The organism is Sediminivirga luteola (assembly GCF_014639315.1).
Lineage (GTDB): Bacteria > Actinomycetota > Actinomycetes > Actinomycetales > Brevibacteriaceae > Sediminivirga > Sediminivirga luteola.
This window is the reverse complement of record NZ_BMFY01000001.1, coordinates 362,997-382,441: the sequence shown is the minus strand read 5'-3', so window position 1 is coordinate 382,441 and position 19,445 is coordinate 362,997. Positions and strand designations below refer to the sequence as shown.

At 71.6% G+C, this 19,445-nt stretch carries 13 protein-coding genes; 5 read left to right on the top strand and 8 right to left on the bottom strand.

What is annotated here, in order from left to right; genetic code table 11:
- Positions 1–6: 6 nt before the first annotated feature.
- The 4 genes from IEW13_RS01755 to IEW13_RS01740 form a co-directional block, all read right to left on the bottom strand.
- Positions 7–1,287: a TRAP transporter large permease gene (locus tag IEW13_RS01755; RefSeq protein ID WP_188549184.1), complete on the bottom strand. Its 1,281-nt coding sequence runs from the start codon at positions 1,285–1,287 to the stop codon at positions 7–9.
- Positions 1,284–1,802, bottom strand: a complete 519-nt coding sequence (locus IEW13_RS01750; protein ID WP_188549183.1) for a TRAP transporter small permease — start codon at positions 1,800–1,802, stop codon at positions 1,284–1,286. The genes IEW13_RS01755 and IEW13_RS01750 overlap by 4 nt, the downstream gene beginning before the upstream one ends.
- On the bottom strand, positions 1,802–2,917 hold the full coding sequence (locus IEW13_RS01745) for a TRAP transporter substrate-binding protein (protein ID WP_229744857.1): 1,116 nt from the start codon (positions 2,915–2,917) through the stop codon (positions 1,802–1,804). Before IEW13_RS01745 ends, IEW13_RS01750 begins: the two co-directional genes overlap by 1 nt.
- A gap of 133 nt (positions 2,918–3,050) precedes the next feature.
- Positions 3,051–3,773 carry a FadR/GntR family transcriptional regulator gene (locus tag IEW13_RS01740; RefSeq protein ID WP_188549182.1) on the bottom strand — a complete coding sequence of 241 codons (723 nt, stop codon included), beginning with the start codon at positions 3,771–3,773 and terminating at the stop codon, positions 3,051–3,053.
- A gap of 136 nt (positions 3,774–3,909) precedes the next feature.
- Between IEW13_RS01740 and IEW13_RS01735 the strand changes: the two genes are divergently transcribed.
- The gene (locus IEW13_RS01735; protein ID WP_188549181.1) at positions 3,910–5,076 is read left to right on the top strand and encodes an acyl-CoA dehydrogenase family protein; all 1,167 of its coding nucleotides are present in this window, start codon (positions 3,910–3,912) and stop codon (positions 5,074–5,076) included.
- Between the two features lie 117 nt (positions 5,077–5,193).
- Here IEW13_RS01735 and IEW13_RS01730 read toward each other — a convergent pair whose 3' ends face one another.
- On the bottom strand, positions 5,194–8,919 hold the full coding sequence (locus IEW13_RS01730; protein WP_188549180.1) for a phosphodiester glycosidase family protein: 3,726 nt from the start codon (positions 8,917–8,919) through the stop codon (positions 5,194–5,196).
- Between the two features lie 550 nt (positions 8,920–9,469).
- On the opposite strand from IEW13_RS01730, the gene IEW13_RS01725 reads away from it, so the two are divergent.
- The 4 genes from IEW13_RS01725 (at position 9,470) to IEW13_RS01710 (ending at position 14,312) form a co-directional block, all read left to right on the top strand.
- Positions 9,470–10,930: an NAD-dependent succinate-semialdehyde dehydrogenase gene (locus IEW13_RS01725; RefSeq protein ID WP_188549179.1), complete on the top strand. Its 1,461-nt coding sequence runs from the start codon at positions 9,470–9,472 to the stop codon at positions 10,928–10,930.
- Between the two features lie 73 nt (positions 10,931–11,003).
- Positions 11,004–11,480, top strand: coding sequence for an SRPBCC family protein (locus IEW13_RS01720; protein ID WP_188549178.1), 477 nt, complete (start codon positions 11,004–11,006; stop codon positions 11,478–11,480).
- 147 nt (positions 11,481–11,627) lie between these two features.
- A complete protein-coding gene (locus IEW13_RS01715) occupies positions 11,628–13,016 on the top strand; it encodes a cystathionine beta-synthase (protein WP_188549232.1) in 1,389 nt (462 codons plus the stop codon).
- A gap of 150 nt (positions 13,017–13,166) precedes the next feature.
- The gene (locus IEW13_RS01710; protein ID WP_188549177.1) at positions 13,167–14,312 is read left to right on the top strand and encodes a cystathionine gamma-synthase; all 1,146 of its coding nucleotides are present in this window, start codon (positions 13,167–13,169) and stop codon (positions 14,310–14,312) included.
- A gap of 40 nt (positions 14,313–14,352) precedes the next feature.
- Here the strand turns inward: IEW13_RS01710 and IEW13_RS01705 are convergent, their stop codons facing one another.
- The 3 genes from IEW13_RS01705 to IEW13_RS01695 form a co-directional block, all read right to left on the bottom strand.
- Positions 14,353–16,092 carry a serine hydrolase domain-containing protein gene (locus IEW13_RS01705; RefSeq protein WP_188549176.1) on the bottom strand — a complete coding sequence of 580 codons (1,740 nt, stop codon included), beginning with the start codon at positions 16,090–16,092 and terminating at the stop codon, positions 14,353–14,355.
- A gap of 116 nt (positions 16,093–16,208) precedes the next feature.
- Entirely contained in the window at positions 16,209–18,044 is a 1,836-nt protein-coding gene (locus tag IEW13_RS17630) for a hypothetical protein (protein ID WP_188549175.1), read from the bottom strand.
- 258 nt (positions 18,045–18,302) lie between these two features.
- Positions 18,303–19,436, bottom strand: coding sequence for a 3-hydroxyacyl-CoA dehydrogenase family protein (locus tag IEW13_RS01695; protein ID WP_188549174.1), 1,134 nt, complete (start codon positions 19,434–19,436; stop codon positions 18,303–18,305).
- Between the last annotated feature and the right edge of the window lie 9 nt (positions 19,437–19,445).

The window sequence follows — 19,445 nt, the reverse complement described above, 5'->3', positions numbered from 1 at the left end:
CCTGCGCTACTGCATGAGGCCGGGGATCCACAGGGCGATCTCCGGGAAGACGAACACGAGGACGACGACGATGAGCATCGCGGCGATGAACGGAACAGCGCCGAGGAACACGGTCTCCAGCCGGATGCCGCTGGCGCGTGCCGTGACGAACGAGTTGAGGCCCAGCGGCGGCGTGATCAGGCCGATCTCCGCCGCCAGGATGATCAGCACGCCGAACCAGACCGGATCATAGCCGAGCGCCTCGACCACCGGCAGGGTCACCGGCACCGTCAGGGCGATGATGGCCATCTGATCCATGAAGAAGCCCAGCAGCAGATAGAGCAGGACGATCAGGGCCATGATGAGCGCGGACGGAACCTCAAGGGCGGAGACCGCGTCGACGATGGCCGGCGTCATCCGGCTCTCGGCCAGGAAGTGCCCGAACACGTAGGCGGCGAAGATGATCGCCAGGATCATTCCGCTGCTGACCACGGAGCCCAGGATCGCCGCGCGCAGCCGATCGAGTGTCAGGCGCCGTCGCCAGATCATCAGGATCAGCCCGCCGAGGCAACCCATCGCGGCGGCTTCCGTGGGAGTGGTGACACCGAAGAAGACGGTGCCGACCACGAGCGCGAAGAGCAGCAGCACCGGGGCCAGGCCGAGCACGGCGCGCAGCTTCTGCGCCAGCGGCGAACGGTGGGCGCCGGGGGCGTGACCGCGCAGCGCCATGACGTAGACCGTCAGTCCAAGCGCGGTCGCCATCAGAAGTCCCGGCAGGAGCCCGGCCATGAAGGTCTCGCCGATGCTGGTCTCCGCCGTGACGGCGTAGAACACCAGGAGGATGGACGGCGGGATCATCGCCGCCAGGGTGCCGGCACTGGCGACGGTGCCGGTTGCCAGACGCTGTGAGTAGCCCTCCTCGACCATCGTCCGGGTGGAAGTGTGGGCGAGGGTGGCCGCGGCGGCCGTGGATGAGCCGGATACCGACGCGAACCCGGCCCCGGCGACGACCGCGGCGATGCCGGTGCCGCCGCGCACGCGTCCCACCAGGGTGCGAGCGGAATCGAACACGGCTCCCAGCGCACCGCTCTCCAGGACAAGGTGCGCCATCAGGATGAACAGCGGGATCGCGGAGAGCGAGAAGCTGCCGACCGCGCTGGTCGGGATGACGGCGAATACGCCGACGACGTTGCTCAGGCCGCCCAGCAGGCCGAGGCCCAGGATGGAGGCGGCCATGATGGAGAACGCCACCGGGACCCGGAGCAGGATCAGGGCCAGCAGGACGATCGAGACGATGAGGACGATCACGGGGTCACCTCCTCGTCACGGATGAAGCGGCCGGCGTCGACGAGCACCACCGCGAGGAGCGCCAGGGCGCCGAGCGGCTGGATGCCCTGCCACACCCAGGTGGGCACCGCCACGTCGCTCGAGCCCGGCGGAGGGACGTCGCCGAGCCTGAAGGACTCCCAGGCCTCCCTGCCGCCGGCGATCACCAGCAGGGCGGCGGCGACCACGATGAGCACCACGGTCAGCACCCGGGCGAAGCGCCGGACGGACGGCGCAAGCCGTTCGTAGACCAGATCGGCGGTCACGTGCCCGCCGTGCACATAGAGCCACGGCAGGGAGAAGAACACCGCCGCCGGCATCAGCAGCCGCTCGACCGCGCTGACGTTCCAGCCGAGGGGGTAGGAGAACACGTATCTGAGCATCGCCTCGGCGAGCATCACCACGACCAGCAGCACGATGGCGGCGCCGGCCAGGATCGCGCCGCCCTTCGCCGTGGCCGTGACGAAGGGCACGGGCCGGTTGTTCCGCTGCGTCATCAGGCCGTCCCTTCTTCCTGGTCCGCGTCGCGCTCATGCGTCTGGAGCGCGCGTTCGAACTCCTGCAGCACCGCGCTGCCCGGCTTGCCGACCCGGTCGAGCTCCGAGGCCCATCGCTCGCGCACCGGCTGCAGCATCTCGGCGAACTCCTCGGCCTGCTGCTCGTCGAAGCGGACGAATTCGACGCCGTCCTCGGCCATGACCTCCCGAGCGGCCGGACCCTCGTGCTCGATGCCCTCGCACAGTCTCTCGTTCGCCCGCTGTGCCGCCTCCTGAACGCGCTGCTGCTGCACCTGCGTCAGGGATTCCCAGGTCGACTCCGACATCACATACGGGATCGCGAAGGCACCGGCGTTCAGGCCCTCGGTCGAGTACGCGAGCACCTCCTGCAACCGGTAGGGCAGGACGCTGGCGGGCGGGAAGGAGACCCCGTCCACCGTCCGGCGGGAGAGCGCCTCGTAGGCGTCGCTGGCGGGCATGCTCACGGGGGCGGCGCCTAGGGCGGCGATGTTGCCGTCCATCGCGCCGCCGGAGGAACGGATCGTCAGCCCGCGCAGATCCGCGGGCTGCTCGACGGGACGGCCGACGGTCATGATCTCGTAGCCGGGCAACACCGCGACCCACAGCGGCCGCAGACCGCGCGGTTCGTACTCCTCCTCGTAGAGGATCCCGCCCGGAGAGAGCAGCTCCTGCAGGCTGCGCGCGGCGACGCAGGAGTTCTCGAACAGGCCCGGCAGATCCGTCACGCTGGACAGCGGCAGCTGATCGGCCAGATAAGCCGGGGCCGCCGGGGTGATGTCGAGCGATCCGGCGCGGTTGAGGGAGAGGACCTCCCGCGGTCCGCCCATCTGCCCCGAGGGGTAGTACTCCACGCTGATGGGCTCGTCCGCTGCCTCCTGGATCTCCTCGATGAAACCGAGCACGCCGTACTCGGCGAACATATGCGTCGGCGCGTAGTTGTCCGCGAGCTTCAGCACGGTGGCGTCGGCGACGAGCGGCGTCGTGCAACCGCTCGCGGCGAGCAAGGCCGATGCCGCAAGCGCCAGGAGAGTGCGTCCCGGTCGGCGACGGTGCCTGCCGGGAGAACGGCGCGTACGGAAGACGGGCTCCGGCATATCAATACCCCCATTGGTATTTCCGGATTTATGTACGTGAATACGAACACCCTAGAGGTTCGCCAAGATCCGGTCAACGCCTGCCAGGGGTCGCGGCCGGCTGCGGGCACCGACGGCGCGGACCACCGCGCCGTCAGTCCCGCCCGGCGGGCGCGACCCCGTGCTGTGGCCGCCTGCCACGCTCATAAGGCGACTCGATCAGCTCGGCGTGGGCCAGCAGATGCTTGCGCATCGCGGCGGCAGCCTGCACCGGGTCGCGGCGCCTGAGCGCGAACAGGATCGCCTCGTGCGCACGCACCGTCTCATGCATCCGCGCCCGGGTGACGACGGCAGGATCGTCGGTGAGTTCATGGATGGGGGCGTCGAGCCCCTTGAGCAGGCCGGCGAGCACGGAGTTCCCGCTGGCCTCGGCGATCAGCCGGTGGAATGCGGAGTTGTCCGCCAGGAACTCCCGCAGGTCCGCGGCGCGGGCCATGCGCGATTGCAGCCTGTCCAGCCGTGCGAGGGCATCCTCGCCGATGCGCTCGGCCGCGAGCCGCGCGCAGACCGGTTCCAGATGGGCGCGCGCTTCCGCCAGATCCGCCGCGTCCAGGCCCGCCGAGCCCACCGCCAGGCGGATGCTCGCGGCGACCGACTCGGCATCCGGCCGGGTCACGAAGGTCCCTCCCCCGCGGCCGACCCGCCGCCGGACGAAGCCTTCGGCCGCGAGCAGGCTGAGCGCGCCGCGGACCGTCGTGCGGCTGACCCGCTCGTGCTCCGCCAGCTGCCGTTCCGGCGGCAACGGCACCCCCTGGGCGAGCTCGCCGCGCATGATGCGCGCCTTGATCCGCTCGGCGAGATCCTGCGCTGCCGTCATCGTCTCCTCCGTACCGCCGAACCGTGTCGCCGTCACCTCTGACCCCGGCGGGCATCAGTTTCCCTCGCCGGGCTGACATCGGCGCACCCTCATCGTATATTGGTACCACCTTTACTGTCGTCAAGGAGGAGGACGGGTGGACTTCACGCTCACCGAGGATCAGCGCACAGTCCAGGAGGCGGCTCGCGATATCGTCTCCACGTTCGACGACGAATACTGGGCGCAGAAGGACGCAGACAAGGAATTCCCGATCGAGTTCTACTCCCTGCTGGCGGAGAAGGGCTGGCTGGGCATCACGACGCCCGAGGAGTTCGGCGGGCAAGGACTGGGGATCACCGAGGCCACTCTCCTGCTGGAGGAGATCGCCGCCGGGGGTGGCGCGATGAACGCTGCCAGCGCCGTGCACATGACCATCTTCGGAATGCACCCGGTGATCGTGCACGGCTCACGGGAGCTGCAGGAGGAGAATCTGCCACGCGTCGCCTCCGGCGACCTCCATGTGTGCTTCGGCGTCACCGAGCCCGACGCAGGGCTCGACACCACCCGGATCTCGACGTTCGCCACCCGTCGCGGGGACGACTACGTCATCTCCGGCCGGAAGGTCTGGATCTCCAAGGCGATCGAGTCCGACAAGATCCTCCTGCTGGCGCGCACCACCAGACGCGAGGAGGTGAGCAAGCCCACCGACGGGCTGACGCTGTTCTTCACGGACCTGGACCGGGACCGAGTGGACATCCGGCCGATCAGGAAGATCGGACGGAACGCGGTGTCCTCGAACGAACTCCTCATCGACGGACTCGTGGTGCCGGCCGCTCACCGTGTCGGTGAGGAGGGGCAGGGATTCCGCTACCTGCTCGACGGCCTCAACCCCGAACGGATGCTGATCGCCGCCGAGGCACTCGGCATCGGGCGCGCCGCCCTGGACAAGGCGGTGAGATACGCCCGCGAGCGCGAGGTGTTCGACCGGCCCATCGGCATGAACCAGGGCATCCAGTTCCCGCTGGCGGATTCCCTGGCCAAACTGGACGCCGCCGAGCTCATGCTCCGCAAAGCCACGTGGTCCTACGATCAGGGCCTGCCCTGCGGTCGTGAGGCGAACACCGCGAAGTACCTGTGCGCCGAGGCGGGGGTGGACGCCGCCGACCGCGCACTGCAGACCCACGGGGGCATGGGGTACTCCGAGGAGTACCACGTCGGCCGGTACCTGCGGGAAGTGCGGCTGATGAAGATCGCCCCCGTCAGCCAGGAAATGGTGCTGAACTACCTGGGTGCCCGGGTGCTGGGCCTGCCACGGAGCTACTGAACCCGCGAGCCGCGCAACCCCGCCGAGCCCCGGAGTACCCCGGCGGGCCGTGAAGGGGGAGATTCCTCCACGGCCCGCCCTGGGTTGCCTGGGGGCGCCCTGTGGTCCGGGACGCGTTCATTCCCTCCCGCGATGCCGCGCCGCGCCCAAGGCGGCGGCGCCGGCCAGCAGCAGGGCCACGGCCCCGGCCAGCCAGGCACCCACCTCGGACCCGGTCCGCGGCAGCGCACCGCCAGGACCGGCCGCCGGGTCATTGTCCGGACGGCGGTCCGGCTCACCGCCGGGCTGTCCGCCCGCGCCGCCGGGGTCGTCCGGCCCGCCTGGCGCAGGCGCGTCCGGCTCCGTGGGCTCGGGCGCACCCGGCTCACCCGGTCCCGGCTCCGTCGGTGCGGGCTCAGTGGGCGCGGGCTCCGTCGGCGCGGGCTCGGTAGGTTCCGGCTCGCTCGGCTCTTCGGCCGCGACCGTCACCGGGAGCTCCGCGGTGCGGCCGTTCACCGTCACGGTGAGCACGCCCTCCCCCGGAGCGACCGCCGTCAGCGTACCGGTGGCGGGGTTGTACCGCAGGGGCGAGTCGTCGGCGTTCTCCAGCGCGAGGGCCGTCAGCGCCTGTCCCGCACCGCCATCGTCGACCGCGATGCCCTCACCGCCCCACTGGGCCGAGACGGGCCAGGCCACCGGAACCTCCCGGGTGCCGTCCTGCACCAGCGTCGCCAGCACATCGGCCTGCTCGCCCACACCGAGTTCCGCCGGCCCGTCGAGGCGCAGCTCCTCCACCCGCGGATTCACCTCCGCGCGCATCCACGCCAGCCGGGACTGCGGCGCATCCGGCAGGCGTCCCACATCACCGGCCGCGGGATTGATCCCGAGCATCATCCACCCGGTGAAGCCGCCGCGCTCGGGCGTCCAGCTGGGGCTCTTGCCCGAGTTCCCGGCGATCGCGTAGCTCACGCCCTCCGCGCTGGAAGCGTGGAACACCCCGGCGTGACCGGCGATGAATGCGGTCGACAGGCCAGTCTCGGCCCGCACCTCGGCCAGCAGCCTCTCGAATGCCGCGGCCTCCTCCCGGTCGCTGAACTGACTCGCCTGGTCCGGTTTCGGATCGCGGGTCGGGTGATGGGCGAACACCACCGCGCCGGTGACGGAGGCATCCTCGGCCGCCTGGCGCAGTTCCTCCTCCAGCATGCGCAACTGGTCCATGCCCCCGCCGCGCAGGGAGCCGGTTGAGGTGTCCAGCGTGATCACCCGGGTCCGGTCCACCGTGCGGACCTGATGGGTCGGACCGAACTCCTGCTCGAAGTTCTCGATCGGACCGCCCATGATCTCGTGGTTGCCCGGCACGTAGATCCACGGGACCGCGTCGCCGATCTCCTCGTCGATGACCTGCCGGGCCAGCGCGAAGTCCTCCGGGGAGGCCTCGTCCACCAGATCGCCGTTGATGATGAGCAGATCCGGGTCCTGGGCGACCATCTCCCGGAAGGTCTCGCGGGCGGCCTGGACGATGTCGCTCTCCGGAGCGCGGGCGACGAACTGCGCGTCCGACATGATCGCGATGCGCAGCGGGCGGTCCGCCACGGTTCCGTCGGTCACGACGAAGGGGTCGTGCACGGGCGCCTGCGCCGGCGCGTCGACGTCGCTGGAGACCACCACCGAGACCGGACCGATGACGACCTCGCCCTGGTACCGGGCGTCCGGGCGGGTCTCCATCATGCGGATCCGTTCCAGCGTGAGCGGGTAGGCGGTGCCGGCCGGGACGGGGAAGCTGATCTTCTGCCATCCTTCCCAGGTGACCGTGGGGCCGTCCAGATTCGAGACCACGCCCTCGCCGGAGCGCACCTGCAGGCGCGGCCATTCGCCGTTTCCGGCGCCGTGCATCCACATGCTGACCTCCCGCGGCTGCCCCGGGAGCTCGACGGGCTCGGTGGCGATGGCATAACCGCCGCGGGTGCCGGACTGCTCGGTGAAGTCGTAGTGCAGGCGCAGGCCGGGCGTGCCCGGCTCGGGACCCTCGGCCGGCTCGATGCCGCCGGTGGCCCGGTCCGAGCCGAAGGTCCAGTTCTCCGTCCCTCCGGCGAAGTCGATGACCTCGCGCTCCTCGAAGCCCGCGGTCACCGCGATCTGCACCCGGTGCCCGGCGATGTCGAGGTTCACCGTGCCGGCGCCCTCATCGCTCTCGGCGGTGATCCGCAGGGCGTCCAGTCCCTCGGCCTCGACGGTGAAGCCCTCAGGTGCGGTGACCTCGGCATCGGCGACCTCGATCGGCGCCTCCCGGCCGTCGGCGTCGTAGCCCGAGAGCCGCACCAGCTCGGAATCCCCGGCCGAGTCCAGGGCGAGGGTGTTCCTGGAGGCCCGCACATGGTCTAACCGCCCGAGCACCTCGATGAGCGTGGACGCCCGCAGATCGCCTGCGGCGTACTCCACCCCGGCCTCGGTGCGGTGCACGCCGCGCACGACGGCCCGCTCCCCGTCGGCCGAGGCGAGGTCGAGTCCCTCGTCCTGGATGCTGAACTCGCCCGGCGCCGGGACCGGCGCGTAGGAGCCGTCCAGGCCGGTGGCCCGCACGGTCCGGTGCAGGCCGGGGAACACCCGGCCGGCATGCTCGTGGTCGCTCACGGGCGCCACCTGCAGGTCCTGCAGCTCGCCCTGCTCGGCGGTGGTGCGGAAGACCAGGGCGTTGGGCACCGGCCGCTCGCCACCATCGGACGGGGTATTGCGCAGCGTCGCCCGGTCCTGCCCGGCAGACCTGGCGACCATCGCGGTCGAACCGCCCCCGTCCAGGTTCACCGCGTGCTCGGCGCCCATGTCGATCAGCAGCTGCGCCAGCTCCGGCAGGGACATGCCGCGGCCGAAGTGTGCCCGCCCGTCCAGCGCGAGGACGAACAGCTCCGTTCCGTCCGGGCCCACGCCCACCGCGGTACGCGGGTGGACGGCCTCATCCTGGGCGACGATCGCGCCATCGGCGACCAGCACCTCGTTGCCGGTCAGTGCGACGTCCGCCGGGACCGAGGTGGCCAGGTCGACTTCCACGGCGGCACCGGGCTCGAGCTCCGCCAGCAGGACGCCGCCGGCCTCGCGGCCCAGCAGGACGAAACCGTCCTCGGGAATGTCCGCCGGCGCACCGTCACCGGTCACCTCCACGACCTCCGTCACGGCGCCGCCGCTGACGGTGACGCGCACCGCATCCACAGCGATCTCGTCCGGGCCGCCCACGGGACGGTCCAGCGTGTATTCGCCCCAGCCGGGGGTGTAGACGCCGATGCCGCCGGCGGGCAGCCGTGGAGTGTTCACGCCGTGCGCCTCGTGCTGTGCGCCGGCCGCGGTGAACGTCGCCTCGGCGCTGATGGCGCTGATCGCCGCGCGCCCGCCGGAGACGGTCAGCGCCGGGTGCGCGGCGTCCGAGGCGTTGAGCAGTCCGCCGGCGCCGATGGCGGTGCCCTGCGCGGCATTGGAATAGTTGATGTCGAAGAAGTCGCCGTTCACCCCGGCGACGGCCCCGGCACGCTCCACGTGTTCGGACACCGTCGCGGTGCGGGTGACGGCGCCGGAGTTCACGACGTCCACTTCAAGGGTCTCCTCGCTCAGATCCGCGCGCAGCACCGAGCCGGCGGTCCACCCGGCCTCCTCCAGACGGGAGAACCGGGTCACGTCCAGGCCCGGGGCGACCCGGTCGGTCTCCGCGCTGGCGAAGACGCCATCGGAGACCAGGTCCATGGCGGCCGTGTCGACGCCGGCCGCGGCCGCAGCCCTGCCGCCGGCGGGAACGAGCAGGGGGAACGCCAGCAGCACCGCCAGCACGGGGGTCAGCAGCGCGCGGAGCACGGCGCGGCACCGGGGAGCATCCATCATGAGATCGTCCTTGGGGAGGGGCTGAGGGGAAAACGACCGTGCCGACTCTTCCGGCTCGCGGTGACCCGCAATGAAGACGCGGGTGACGGCGCCGTGACGAACAGATGAACGTGTCGCGGGGGCTGTCCGGCGCCGTGACCCTCGAATCACGCGGGCCGTTCCGGCCGCTCGCGCGGTTCCGGCAGCCGCAGCGTGCCAACTGCTCGCGCGGTGCGGAAACCGGCCACACCCCCGATACGGAAACCGCAGCGGCTCACGCGTGATCCGTCGTCGGCGCCGGTCCGTTCCGGCGGAACCGGCAGGCGGAAAACCCCTCCCGCGGTGCGGGAAGCCGGCTGCTCCCCCTAGACTGGCTGAGGTGAGGACTGAGAGGTTCCGCCGCTCGGCGCCGCCGGCCGGGAATCTCCCGGGACGCCCGGGCGTTCGCCGTCCAGTGGCCGGCATCGCCGCCGGACGCCGCGGCGGAACGTTCGAGAAGGACCGCTCCGCAAGCCGCCGAGGAGACATCGGCGCCGCATATATCGAGGCTGTACATATCTAGGAGGACACCATGGTGGACGTTGCCCCGCTGCTCGCCAAGCTCAACACCGGGCTCTTCATCGACGGCGAATGGCGCGAGGCGGAAGGCGGCAAGACCGTCGACGTGGTCAACCCGGCCACCGAAGAGGTCATCGCCACCGTCGCCGACGGTTCCGCCCAGGACGCCCAGGACGCCATTGAGGCCGCCGGCCGCGCCCAGGAGTCGTGGGGCCGCACCGCGCCCCGCGAACGCGCGGAGATCCTGCGCCGCGCCTACGAGCTGATCATGGAGCGCCAGGACGACATCGCTGCGATCATGACCGCGGAGATGGGCAAGTCCCTCACCGAGGCCAAGGGCGAGGTCGACTACGGCGCCGAGTTCTTCCGCTGGTTCTCCGAGGAGGCCGCCCGCATCGGCGGCGACTTCTCCATCTCCCCGGACGGCAAGTCGCGCGTCACCGTCTCCCACGAGCCGATCGGTCCGGCCATCCTCATCACCCCGTGGAACTTCCCGCTGGCGATGGGCACCCGCAAGATCGGCCCGGCCGTGGCCGCCGGATGCACCATGGTGTTCAAGCCCGCCAAGCTCACCCCGTTGACCTCGCTCGCCCTGGTCGAGGTGCTGATCGAGGCGGGGCTTCCCGCCGGCGTGCTCAACGTCGTCACCTCCGAGTCCGCGTCTCGCGTGGTGAGCCCGTGGATCGAGTCCGGGATCGCCCGGAAGATCACCTTCACCGGCTCCACCGAGGTCGGCGTGAAGCTGCTGGAGCAGGCCGCGCAGCAGGTCCTCAAGCCTTCCATGGAGCTCGGCGGCAACGCCCCGCTCATCGTGGCCGAGGACGCGGACCTGGACAAGGCCGTGGCCGGTGCGCTGGCGGCGAAGATGCGCAACATCGGCGAGGCCTGCACCTCCGCCAACCGGATCTTCGTGCACAGCTCGCTGGTGGACGAGTTCGCCCGCCGCATGGCCGAGAAGATGGGCGCGATGAAGATCGGCAACGGCCTGGAGGAGGGCACCGAGGTCGGTCCGCTGGTGGACCCGAAGCAGCTGGCCAAGGTGACCGAGCTCGTCGACGACGCCGTGTCCAAGGGCGCGACCGTGCTCACCGGCGGCAAGCAGGTCGAGGGCACCGGCTACTTCTACGAGCCGACCGTGCTGACGAACATCAGCGACGACGCCGAGATCACCACCACGGAGATCTTCGGCCCGGTCGCGGCGATCTACTCCTTCGACACCGATGAGGAGGCCATCGCCCGCGCCAATGACACCGATCTGGGCCTGGCCGGCTACATCTTCACCGAGAACGTCGGCCGCGCCAACTGGCTGTCCGAGCGTCTGCAGGTCGGCATGATCGGCCTCAACACCGGCATCGTCTCCAACCCCGGTGCGCCGTTCGGTGGCGTCAAGCTCTCCGGCCTCGGCCGCGAGGGCGGCCGGGTGGGTATCGAGGAGTTCCTCGAGACCAAGTTCGTGCTCACGCCGCGCGACTGACATCACACCTCGACGGGCCCTGCCAGCGCCACCCGCGCCGGCAGGGCCCGTTGCCATCTGCGAGGGGAGTCGCATGTTCCAGCAGGACCGGCCGTTCCGGTTCACCTCGGTGTGGACCGTGCCCGCACCGCCCGAACGGGTCTGGGAAATCCTGTCGGACGCCGATTCCTGGCCCTCCTGGTGGCCGGGCGTCTCCACCGCCAGAACGGTGCGCACGGCCGGGGACCAGGACGATCCGACCGGCACCCGCGTCGTGCTGACCGTCCGCAGCCCGCTCGGCTACCGCCTGCGCTTCCGGATCGAACTGACCGGAGCCGAGCGGCCCCGCCGGGCGTCGATGTCGGTCTCCGGCGATCTGCACGGCACCGGCCGCTGGGAGGCCCGGCCCGATCCGGCGCGGCAGGGCCGCACCCGCATCGTCCTGCTGTGGCACGTCGGCTCCCGCCGCCGTCTGGTCCGGGCCACCGGGCGCCTGGCCCGAGGTGCCCACCGTCTCGTCATGACGGCCGGCGAGCGCGGTCTACGACGGAGGCTGCGTACGCGCGGCTGAGCACCTGGGCCACGGCCCCGGCCCCCGCGCTCCGGTCGCTGCCCGGCTCGGGCACGGGCGCGCGCATGTCCGACCGTCTATGCTGGGAGGGTGCCTGAGTTGAACACGACCGAATCCCAGCATCGGCGCCTGCTGCAGCCTGACGGCATGCACTACGCCCAGAACATCCTCGACCTCATCGGCGACACCCCGCTGGTGAAGCTGAACCGGGTCACGGTGGGCATCGACGCCACCGTGCTGGTGAAGGTCGAGTACCTCAACCCCGGCGGCTCCGCCAAGGACCGGATCGCGGTGCGCATCATCGACGCCGCCGAGAAGGCCGGCCTGCTGAAGCCCGGCGGCACCATCGTCGAGCCCACCTCCGGCAACACCGGCGTGGGACTGGCGCTGGTGGCCCAGCAGCGCGGCTACCGCTGCGTGTTCGTCTGCCCGGACAAGGTGGGCGAGGACAAGATCAACGTGCTCAAGGCCTACGGCGCCGAGGTCGTGATGACCCCCACCTCCGTGGCGCCGGACTCCCCCGAGTCGTACTACTCCGTCTCCGACCGCCTGGTGGAGGAGATCCCGGGGGCCTTCAAGCCGGACCAGTACTCCAACCCGAACGGCCCGGCCTCCCACTACGCCAGCACCGGCCCGGAGATCTGGGCCGACACCGCCGGCAAGGTCACGCACTTCGTCGCGGGAGTCGGCACCGGCGGCACCATCACCGGCACCGGCCGCTACCTCAAGGAGGTCTCCGGCGGCCGGGTGCAGGTCATCGGCGCCGATCCGGAGGGCTCGGTCTACTCCGGCGGCACCGGCCGGCCCTACCTGACCGAGGGCGTGGGTGAGGACATGTGGCCCGACGCCTACGATCCTTCCGTGCCCGATGAGATCCTCTCCGCGACCGACGCCGAGTCCTTCGAGGTCACCCGGCGCCTCGCCCGTGAAGAGGGCCTGCTGCTCGGCGGCTCCTCGGGACTGGCGGTGGCCTGCGCACTGAAGAAGGCCCGCACCCTCACCGCCGATGACGTGGTCGTGGTGCTCCTGCCCGATGGCGGCCGCGGCTACCTGGGCAAGATCTTCAACGACGACTGGATGAAGTCCTACGGCTTCCTGCCCTCCGCATGCTCCCCGGACGAGCCGGGGCACGAGGTGCGCGTCTCCGACATCATCGCGCCCAAGCCGGACAACAGCATCTACTACGTCCGCAAGGAGGCCACCATCGGGGAGGCCATCGCGGAGATGAACACCTACGGCGTGGACCAGCTCGTGGTGCTCCAGGCCGAGCCGCCGGTCGTGATCGGCGAGGTCGCCGGCGCCATCGACGAACGCCGCCTCACCGAGGCGCTGTTCGCCGGCGACGCCAAGACCAGCGATCCCATCTCGGAGCTGAACCTGGAACCGCTGCCACTCATCGGCGCCAAGCAGTGCCTGCGCGAGGCCCGGGACAAGCTCTCCGAGGCCAACGCCCTGCTGGTGATCGACGACGCCACCCCGGTGGGCGTGCTCACCCGGCACGATCTGCTCACCTACGGGCTCGGCCGCGAGTCCTGACCGGCCTATTCCCGCGGCACGAGCGAGTCGCGGGAATAGGGCGCGCGGCCCGGACGCTGCCGATGGTGAGGAGACGGTGCGTTCTGCCTCCCCACGGACAGCGATCCCGTTCCCGCCCGCTGCCTGCGATGTTCGCCCACTAGGAGAAGAATGACTCTGCGTTTCAACACTCGCGCGATCCACGCGGGCCAGGAGCCCGATCCGATCACGGGAGCCGTCATCCCGCCGATCTACCAGACCTCCACCTTCGCGCAGGACGGCATCGGGCAGCTGCGCAGCGGCTACGAGTACTCGCGTAGCGCCAACCCGAGCCGCACCGCGCTGCAGGAGAACCTGGCGGCGCTGGAGGGCGGCACGCACGGTTTCTCCTTCGCCTCCGGCTTGGCCGCGGAGGACACCCTGGTGCGCGCGCTGCTGCGGCCCGGCGACCGGCTGCTGGTCAGCAGTGACGCCTACGGCGGGACGCATCGCCTGTTCGGGCAGGTGCACACCGAGTGGGGACTGGAGGTCGTGCCCACCGACTTCGCCGATGTCGATGCGCTGCGGGACTCGCTGGCGCAGAGCCCGGCGGCGATGATCTGGGTGGAGACGCCGACGAACCCGCTCATGTCCGTGGTGGACATCGCCGCGGTCGCCACAGTGGCGCGAGAGCACGGCGCCTTCCTGGTGGTGGACAACACGTTCGCGTCCCCCTATCTGCAGCAGCCGCTGAGCCTGGGCGCCGATGCCGTGGTCCATTCCACGACCAAGTACATCGGCGGCCATTCGGATGTGGTCGGCGGGGCGATCGTCCTGGACGACGACGAGGCCGCGCAGAAGATCGCCTACCTGCAGAACGCGGCCGGCGCGGTCTCCGGGCCGTTCGACGCCTGGCTGACGCTGCGGGGGATCAAGACCCTGGGCGTGCGGATGGACCGGCACAGCAGCAATGCCGCGCAGATCGCCGAGTACCTGGTCTCGCACCCGGCGGTCGAGCGCGTCTACTACCCCGGCCTGCCCGACCACCCCGGGCACGAGATCGCCGCCAAGCAGATGAAGTCGTTCGGCGGCATGCTCTCGGTGGCGCTGCGCGGCGGCGCCGCCGCGGCGCTCAAGCTCGCCGAATCCACCGAACTGTTCACCCTGGCGGAGTCCCTGGGCGGTGTGGAATCCCTCATCGGATACCCCACCGAGATGACGCACGCCGCGCTGAAGGGCACTCCGATGGAGGTGCCGGACAACATCATCCGCATCAGCGTGGGCATCGAGGACGTCGAGGACCTGCAGGAGGACCTGGGCAAAGCGCTCGCCAACTGAGCGAGCCCTTGGCGCCCCGTCGCTGGGGCCGGCGGATCGGTCAGATCCGGGAGATCAGCAGGCCCCAGAGTGACATCGCTGCCAGGCCGGCGGAGAACAGCAAGGAGACGGGGAACACCGCCAGATGCAGTCCCCGTACCCGGGCGGCTTCGACGGGCGCGGCGCGAAAACGCCACGCCGCCAGCACGAGGCCGGCCACCACGGCGCCGCATGCCGCTCCCCAGACCGGGGCCGGCAGCAGGGACCAGTCCCCCATGCGCTGCGCGGCGAGCATCCAGGCGACGGCGCCCGCCGGCAGGCTGATGAGCCGCAGCCGGTCCATCCTCCGCTGGGTGATGAGGGTCCGGCCGCGCAGCACGAGCCCGCCCAGCAGGAGCGGCGGCAGCACCAGCATCAGGAGGGTCAGCCCGGCTCCGGCGAACTGCTGCGTGGCGGCGAGCACCGCCGCGGCGATCCGTTCCTCGTCCGCGCCGGCATCGGCGCCGCCTTCCGGGGCGAGTCCCAGCAGGCCGATGCCCGCCTCCGTGGCGGTGAGGGTGCCTGCGTTGCCCATCACGACCACCGCGTCGTCCTCACCGAGGGCCAGCATCGTCTGCGTCCCGTAGGTGGCACCGTTGTGCATCGTGACCGTGCCGCTGCCGGCGTCTTCGACGATGTGCCAGCCCAGGCCGAGGTGCACGGCGGCACCGTCCCGCACCAGTCCTTCGAGGCCGCTGCCGGGCACATCGGGCCGGACGACGCCCAAGCTGCCGAGGCCCGGTGCCTCTCCCGTGGCGACGCCCTGTGCCAGCCGGACCATATCGGCCGGGGTGCTCCACGTTCCCACTCCGGCCGGGGCGTAGGCGGGGTTCAGCCAGGGCTGCGCGCGGGCGCCCGGCTGCAGATGCGGCGGCGCCGCTCCCGGGGGAACCTCCGTCGTGGCGATGAGGGTGTCGTGCATGCCCAGGGGGTCCAGGATGCGTTCCCGCACGAGCTCCGGGAACGGTGTGCCGGCCTCTTCCGCGAGGGCCGCGCCGAGCACCGCGTAGCCGAGATTGGAGTACCGGTACTCGCCCGGCTGCTGGACGCTGGTGGTGCGGAGTGCCTCCAGCGGCTCGGGCGTCGCGCGGTAGGGATCGCTGCCGGCGGCCAGTGGCAGCACCCACTGGCCGAGCACGTTCGGCCCGGCCGGCACGGACGTCAGTCCCGCGGTGTGCGTGGCCAGGTCTGCGAGCGTCGCCGAGGCGAGCGCAGGGTCCTCGATGCCGAGTTCCGGGAACACCTCGCCGAGGGTCCGCTCGGGTGCCGTCTCGCCGCGTTCGCTCATCTCGGCGAGCGTCATGGCGGTGATCACCTTGAAGATCGAGCCGGTCTCGAAGGGTGTCTCCGCGCCCACGGCGACATCCTCGCCGGCACTGCGGGTACCGCCGAACGCCCACTGCACATCGTCCGGCGCGGTCCGCGGGAAGCGCGCCACCGCGACGGCCTGGGCGGAGCGGCCGTCGATGACCGCGGAGGCCTCCTGCACGAGGACGGGGTCTCCGCCGAGCGCCGCCGGCGGCTGCGGCCGGTGCGGCGCCAGCACGGAGGCGAGTACCGCGACGAGCAGGCCCACCACCGCGGCGGTCGCCCAGATCGCCTGATCCGGGCGGCGCGGCCGTGCAGGACTACCCGGCGCGGGGTGAGGCGCAGAGGCATGTGGCGCATCTCTACCCGGCACGCCGTCGCGCGGATCGTCTTTGCGCGGAGCGGTCCCGTGGCGCGCGGGGGTGCTCGGCGATCTGGGGGTCTCGGCGTTCATACCGCCACGCTAAGCCTCAGGGCGCCTTGGCGGCAGTGCCGGTTTTCACGTCCTGCCGGGAGCGGCGTCACCGCAGTGCGGTGACAAATGTCAGCAGGTCTTGCGATCCGGGCGGTTCAGGCCCGGCGGCGCTGGAGGACGCTGTCCAGGTCCTGAGCGGACTTGACCGCCTTGTTCACGTGCGCCTCCTGCGGGTTCCCCCGGCCCGGCTTCGTCGCGGTGCGGCCGTGTGCCAGGAGCGGGTCGACCTCCGGCCGGTGGCCCGGCTGGGAGGCGAACTCCATCGCGAGCGCTTCGGCCAGGCCCGCATCGGCGGCGCCCCGTTCCCCGGCGGGCGCGGCGGGAGCACCGACGTAGGTGGGAGCGGGAAGCCGGCGAGGAGTCCAGGTGCCCGTCGCGTCGCGGCCGCCCTGGTCCTCCTGCAGCAGCTCGTCGAAGCTGACGGCCTCAGCCGGCTCCGGCACGTCGTCGCCCTGGCCGCCGCGGGTCCCGCCCGGCGTGGCACCGGTGCGGCCCTGAGCGGCTCCGTCCCGAGCGGTGGTCGTGCGGTCCTCGTGGCGCGCAGAGACACGGCGGTCCTCGTGCTCACCGTCCAGGGTGGGGACGACATCGGTGAGTGTCTCGGAGGAGAACCTGGAAGAAGAGGTCCCGGGCGACGCTGGGGTCGTTCCGGCGGCGGGAGTCCGCCTGGATGCCGAACGCACGGCCTTCCGGAGGGCGTCCCGGTCCAGGACGACGGCCTCCTGTGCACGGTCGGCGTGGTTCTGGGTGCTGCCGGTCGCCGTAGCAGGGGAGGCGGTACGGGCATCGCCGGTGCCGGTCTGGCGGGCGCGGCGCGCCTGCGCCAGGCGGTCCCCGGCGGTTCTCTTCGAGGCGGCCTTCGCCGGCGTCGCGGCTCCGGTGCCCGTCCCGGCTCCGCCAGACGAACGGGATTCGCGCGGCGCCCGGTTCTGCTCGGTGGCGGTATGGGCGGTGTCCTCGGCGCGGGACGCGGCCGCGCTCTTCCCCGTGGCGCTCTGCCCGGCAGCACCGTCCGCGGGGGCGGAGCGCCGGGTGTTGAGCATCCGCACACCGAAGAGCGCGAGCACCGTCACCAGCGCTGCGGCGGCGGGAACCTCCCAGCCCACGACGGAGAAGGCGGCGAGCACCGCGAGCACCAAAACGACCGGAACGCCCAGCAGCACGGTCATGCCCAGGACCGGCAGCAGCGGTGAACGCCGCCTCGCCGGCACGGGCGCCGCAGCGGGACGGGCTGCCTGGCCACGGACCGGGCGCTGCGCCACATGGTCACGGGCCGGGCGGCGCGGCGCGGCGCCCGCGCTCCTCGCGGATGCCGGCGTACCAGTCTGTCTCGGCGCGCGCCGGTCGCCGGCGGCGTTGCGGGGAAGGCGCGGGGCGGGCGAGAGTCTCCGGCCGGCCGGGGTGGAGTGCTGGGAGGAAGGCATGGCGGTGCGCTCCGTAGCGTTGACGATATGGGTGACCGGGTGCGCCTCGCCCGCGGCGAGCGGCAGCACCTGGCGATGTGCGAGTCCGGCGGCGTCCTCGCCGGCGGCCCGGGCGGCCGGGGAGAGCAGTTCCCTGACCCGCTCCCGCTCTTCCTGAGCGCCCCCGCGCAGTACGCGCAGCCGGGGCGCGGCCGCATGATCCGCGCCTGCGGCATTCTCGTCGGGGGCGGCTCCCTGGCGCTCAGGGGCTGCGTGGGCGGATGCGCTCGCCCGAGCACTGGCAAGCGGCTCGGCCCGCTGCGCCGGCATGGCACTGGCACGCGGCAGCAGGGGCGCGGTGGAACGAGTCCCGGTGGATGGAGCCTCGGCGCTGATGTCCCGCAGGTCGCCTGGAACGCGATCGACGTCCGCGCGTTCCTGGATCTCCGCGTGGCGGGCGAGCAGCTGAGGCAGCGTGACGACGAAGATGAGCCCGAGGGCCAGCGCGATCACAATGCTCGTATCCACGTCTCAACCTTAGAGGCGAGCCGTTCGGGAAGCCGGGACCTGATAGGCGTGTCAGCGTAAAAATCCCGCGGTCAGCACGCACGCCGGCCCGCCTCCATACAGCAGGCCTCCTTGCTTCGCGCACTGCCGCGCCCAGCACACGCGGCCAGCCGGCCGGTTCCCGGTCGCCGGTTCACGCGAAATGGTTGCCCGTGAATCCCGATCAACCCGACCATTTCGGCCAGATCGACGATGGCTGCCGTTGGCGGCGTACGGAGGTCACTCGCCGCGGAGCGCCGGGCCGGGCGAGCCGGGACGCTCCAGCAGCCTGGTCAGCTCGATGAAGTAGCGGTCGCGCGCGAGCGCCACTTCCTTCGGGTCGCGGCCGGCCAGTGGCGTGAAGCCGGCACCGGACTTCAGCCCGAGCCGGCCGTCGGCGACCAGCTCGCGCAGCGCCTCGGGCACTGCGAAGCGTTCACCGTAGGCGTCTTTCTGCAGGCCCACTGAGGCCTGATAGACGTCCAGCCCGGCGATGTCGGCGACTTCGAAGGGACCGAACGCGGCGAGCCGGTAGCCGAACGAGTGCCGCACCACCTCGTCCACCTCGACCGCGCTGGCCACGCCCTCGGCGACGAGCCTGGCCGCCTCGCAGAACATGACGTGCTGCAGCCGGTTCGCCACGAAACCGGTGACGTCGCCGACGACGGTGGGCACTTTGCCGACCTGGGTGTGGAACCGGCGCAGCCGCTCCACGGTCTCCGGGCCGGTGTGCGGTGAAGGGACGATCTCGACACCGGGGACGAAGGGGGCCGGGTTCATCCAGTGCGTCCCGGCGAACCGGCCCGGGTCGCGGAGCGCGCCGGCCAGTTCGGCGATCCGGATGGACGAGGTGTTCGTGCCGATGACGGCGTCCGGCGCGGCGCAGCGGTCGATCTCGCCCAGCACCGCATGTTTGAGCTGGGGCGATTCCGGTACCGCCTCGATGACCACCTGCGCCGCGGGCAGGTCCGCCTCCAGGGAAGAGCCGGGCACCAGGTTCTCCGCCACCGCGCGCGCCTCATCCGCCGCGACCAGCCCGTCCTCGGCCAGCCGCGCGAACTCCGCAGCGAGTTCCTGGATCCGTGCGGCGGTGCGCTCGGCGTCCGCGTCGAAGACCCGGCACTGAACGCCGGCGCGGGCGATGGAGGCGGCGATGCCGCCGCCCATATAGCCCAGGCCGACGACGGCCGCGACTGACACCGGCGGGTCGTCCGGGGGCGATGCGTGAGCGGGCCGCCGCGCCGGCTGGGGCGAGGAACGCGTCACCGCATCTGCTGAGTGCGCCGTCTTCCCCGGCGCTGCCGACGGGTCTGCCGAGTGGCAGGAGGGCGATTGCGGGGAGCCGGTCCGGGACGCGTCGTTGCGATCGGTCATGCCGCCGAT

Excerpts from the sequence above, each read along its gene's own strand:
- IEW13_RS01750 (WP_188549183.1), bottom strand. The coding sequence starts at position 1,802 with ATGACGCAGCGGAACAACCGGCCCGTGCCCTTCGTCACGGCCACGGCG.
- IEW13_RS01745 (WP_229744857.1), bottom strand. The coding sequence starts at position 2,917 with ATGCCGGAGCCCGTCTTCCGTACGCGCCGTTCTCCCGGCAGGCACCGT.
- IEW13_RS01740 (WP_188549182.1), bottom strand. The coding sequence starts at position 3,773 with ATGACGGCAGCGCAGGATCTCGCCGAGCGGATCAAGGCGCGCATCATG.
- IEW13_RS01730 (WP_188549180.1), bottom strand. The coding sequence starts at position 8,919 with ATGATGGATGCTCCCCGGTGCCGCGCCGTGCTCCGCGCGCTGCTGACC.
- IEW13_RS01725 (WP_188549179.1), top strand. The coding sequence starts at position 9,470 with ATGGTGGACGTTGCCCCGCTGCTCGCCAAGCTCAACACCGGGCTCTTC.
- IEW13_RS01720 (WP_188549178.1), top strand. The coding sequence starts at position 11,004 with ATGTTCCAGCAGGACCGGCCGTTCCGGTTCACCTCGGTGTGGACCGTG.
- IEW13_RS01715 (WP_188549232.1), top strand. The coding sequence starts at position 11,628 with ATGCACTACGCCCAGAACATCCTCGACCTCATCGGCGACACCCCGCTG.
- IEW13_RS01710 (WP_188549177.1), top strand. The coding sequence starts at position 13,167 with ATGACTCTGCGTTTCAACACTCGCGCGATCCACGCGGGCCAGGAGCCC.
- IEW13_RS01705 (WP_188549176.1), bottom strand. The coding sequence starts at position 16,092 with ATGAACGCCGAGACCCCCAGATCGCCGAGCACCCCCGCGCGCCACGGG.
- IEW13_RS01695 (WP_188549174.1), bottom strand. The coding sequence starts at position 19,436 with ATGACCGATCGCAACGACGCGTCCCGGACCGGCTCCCCGCAATCGCCC.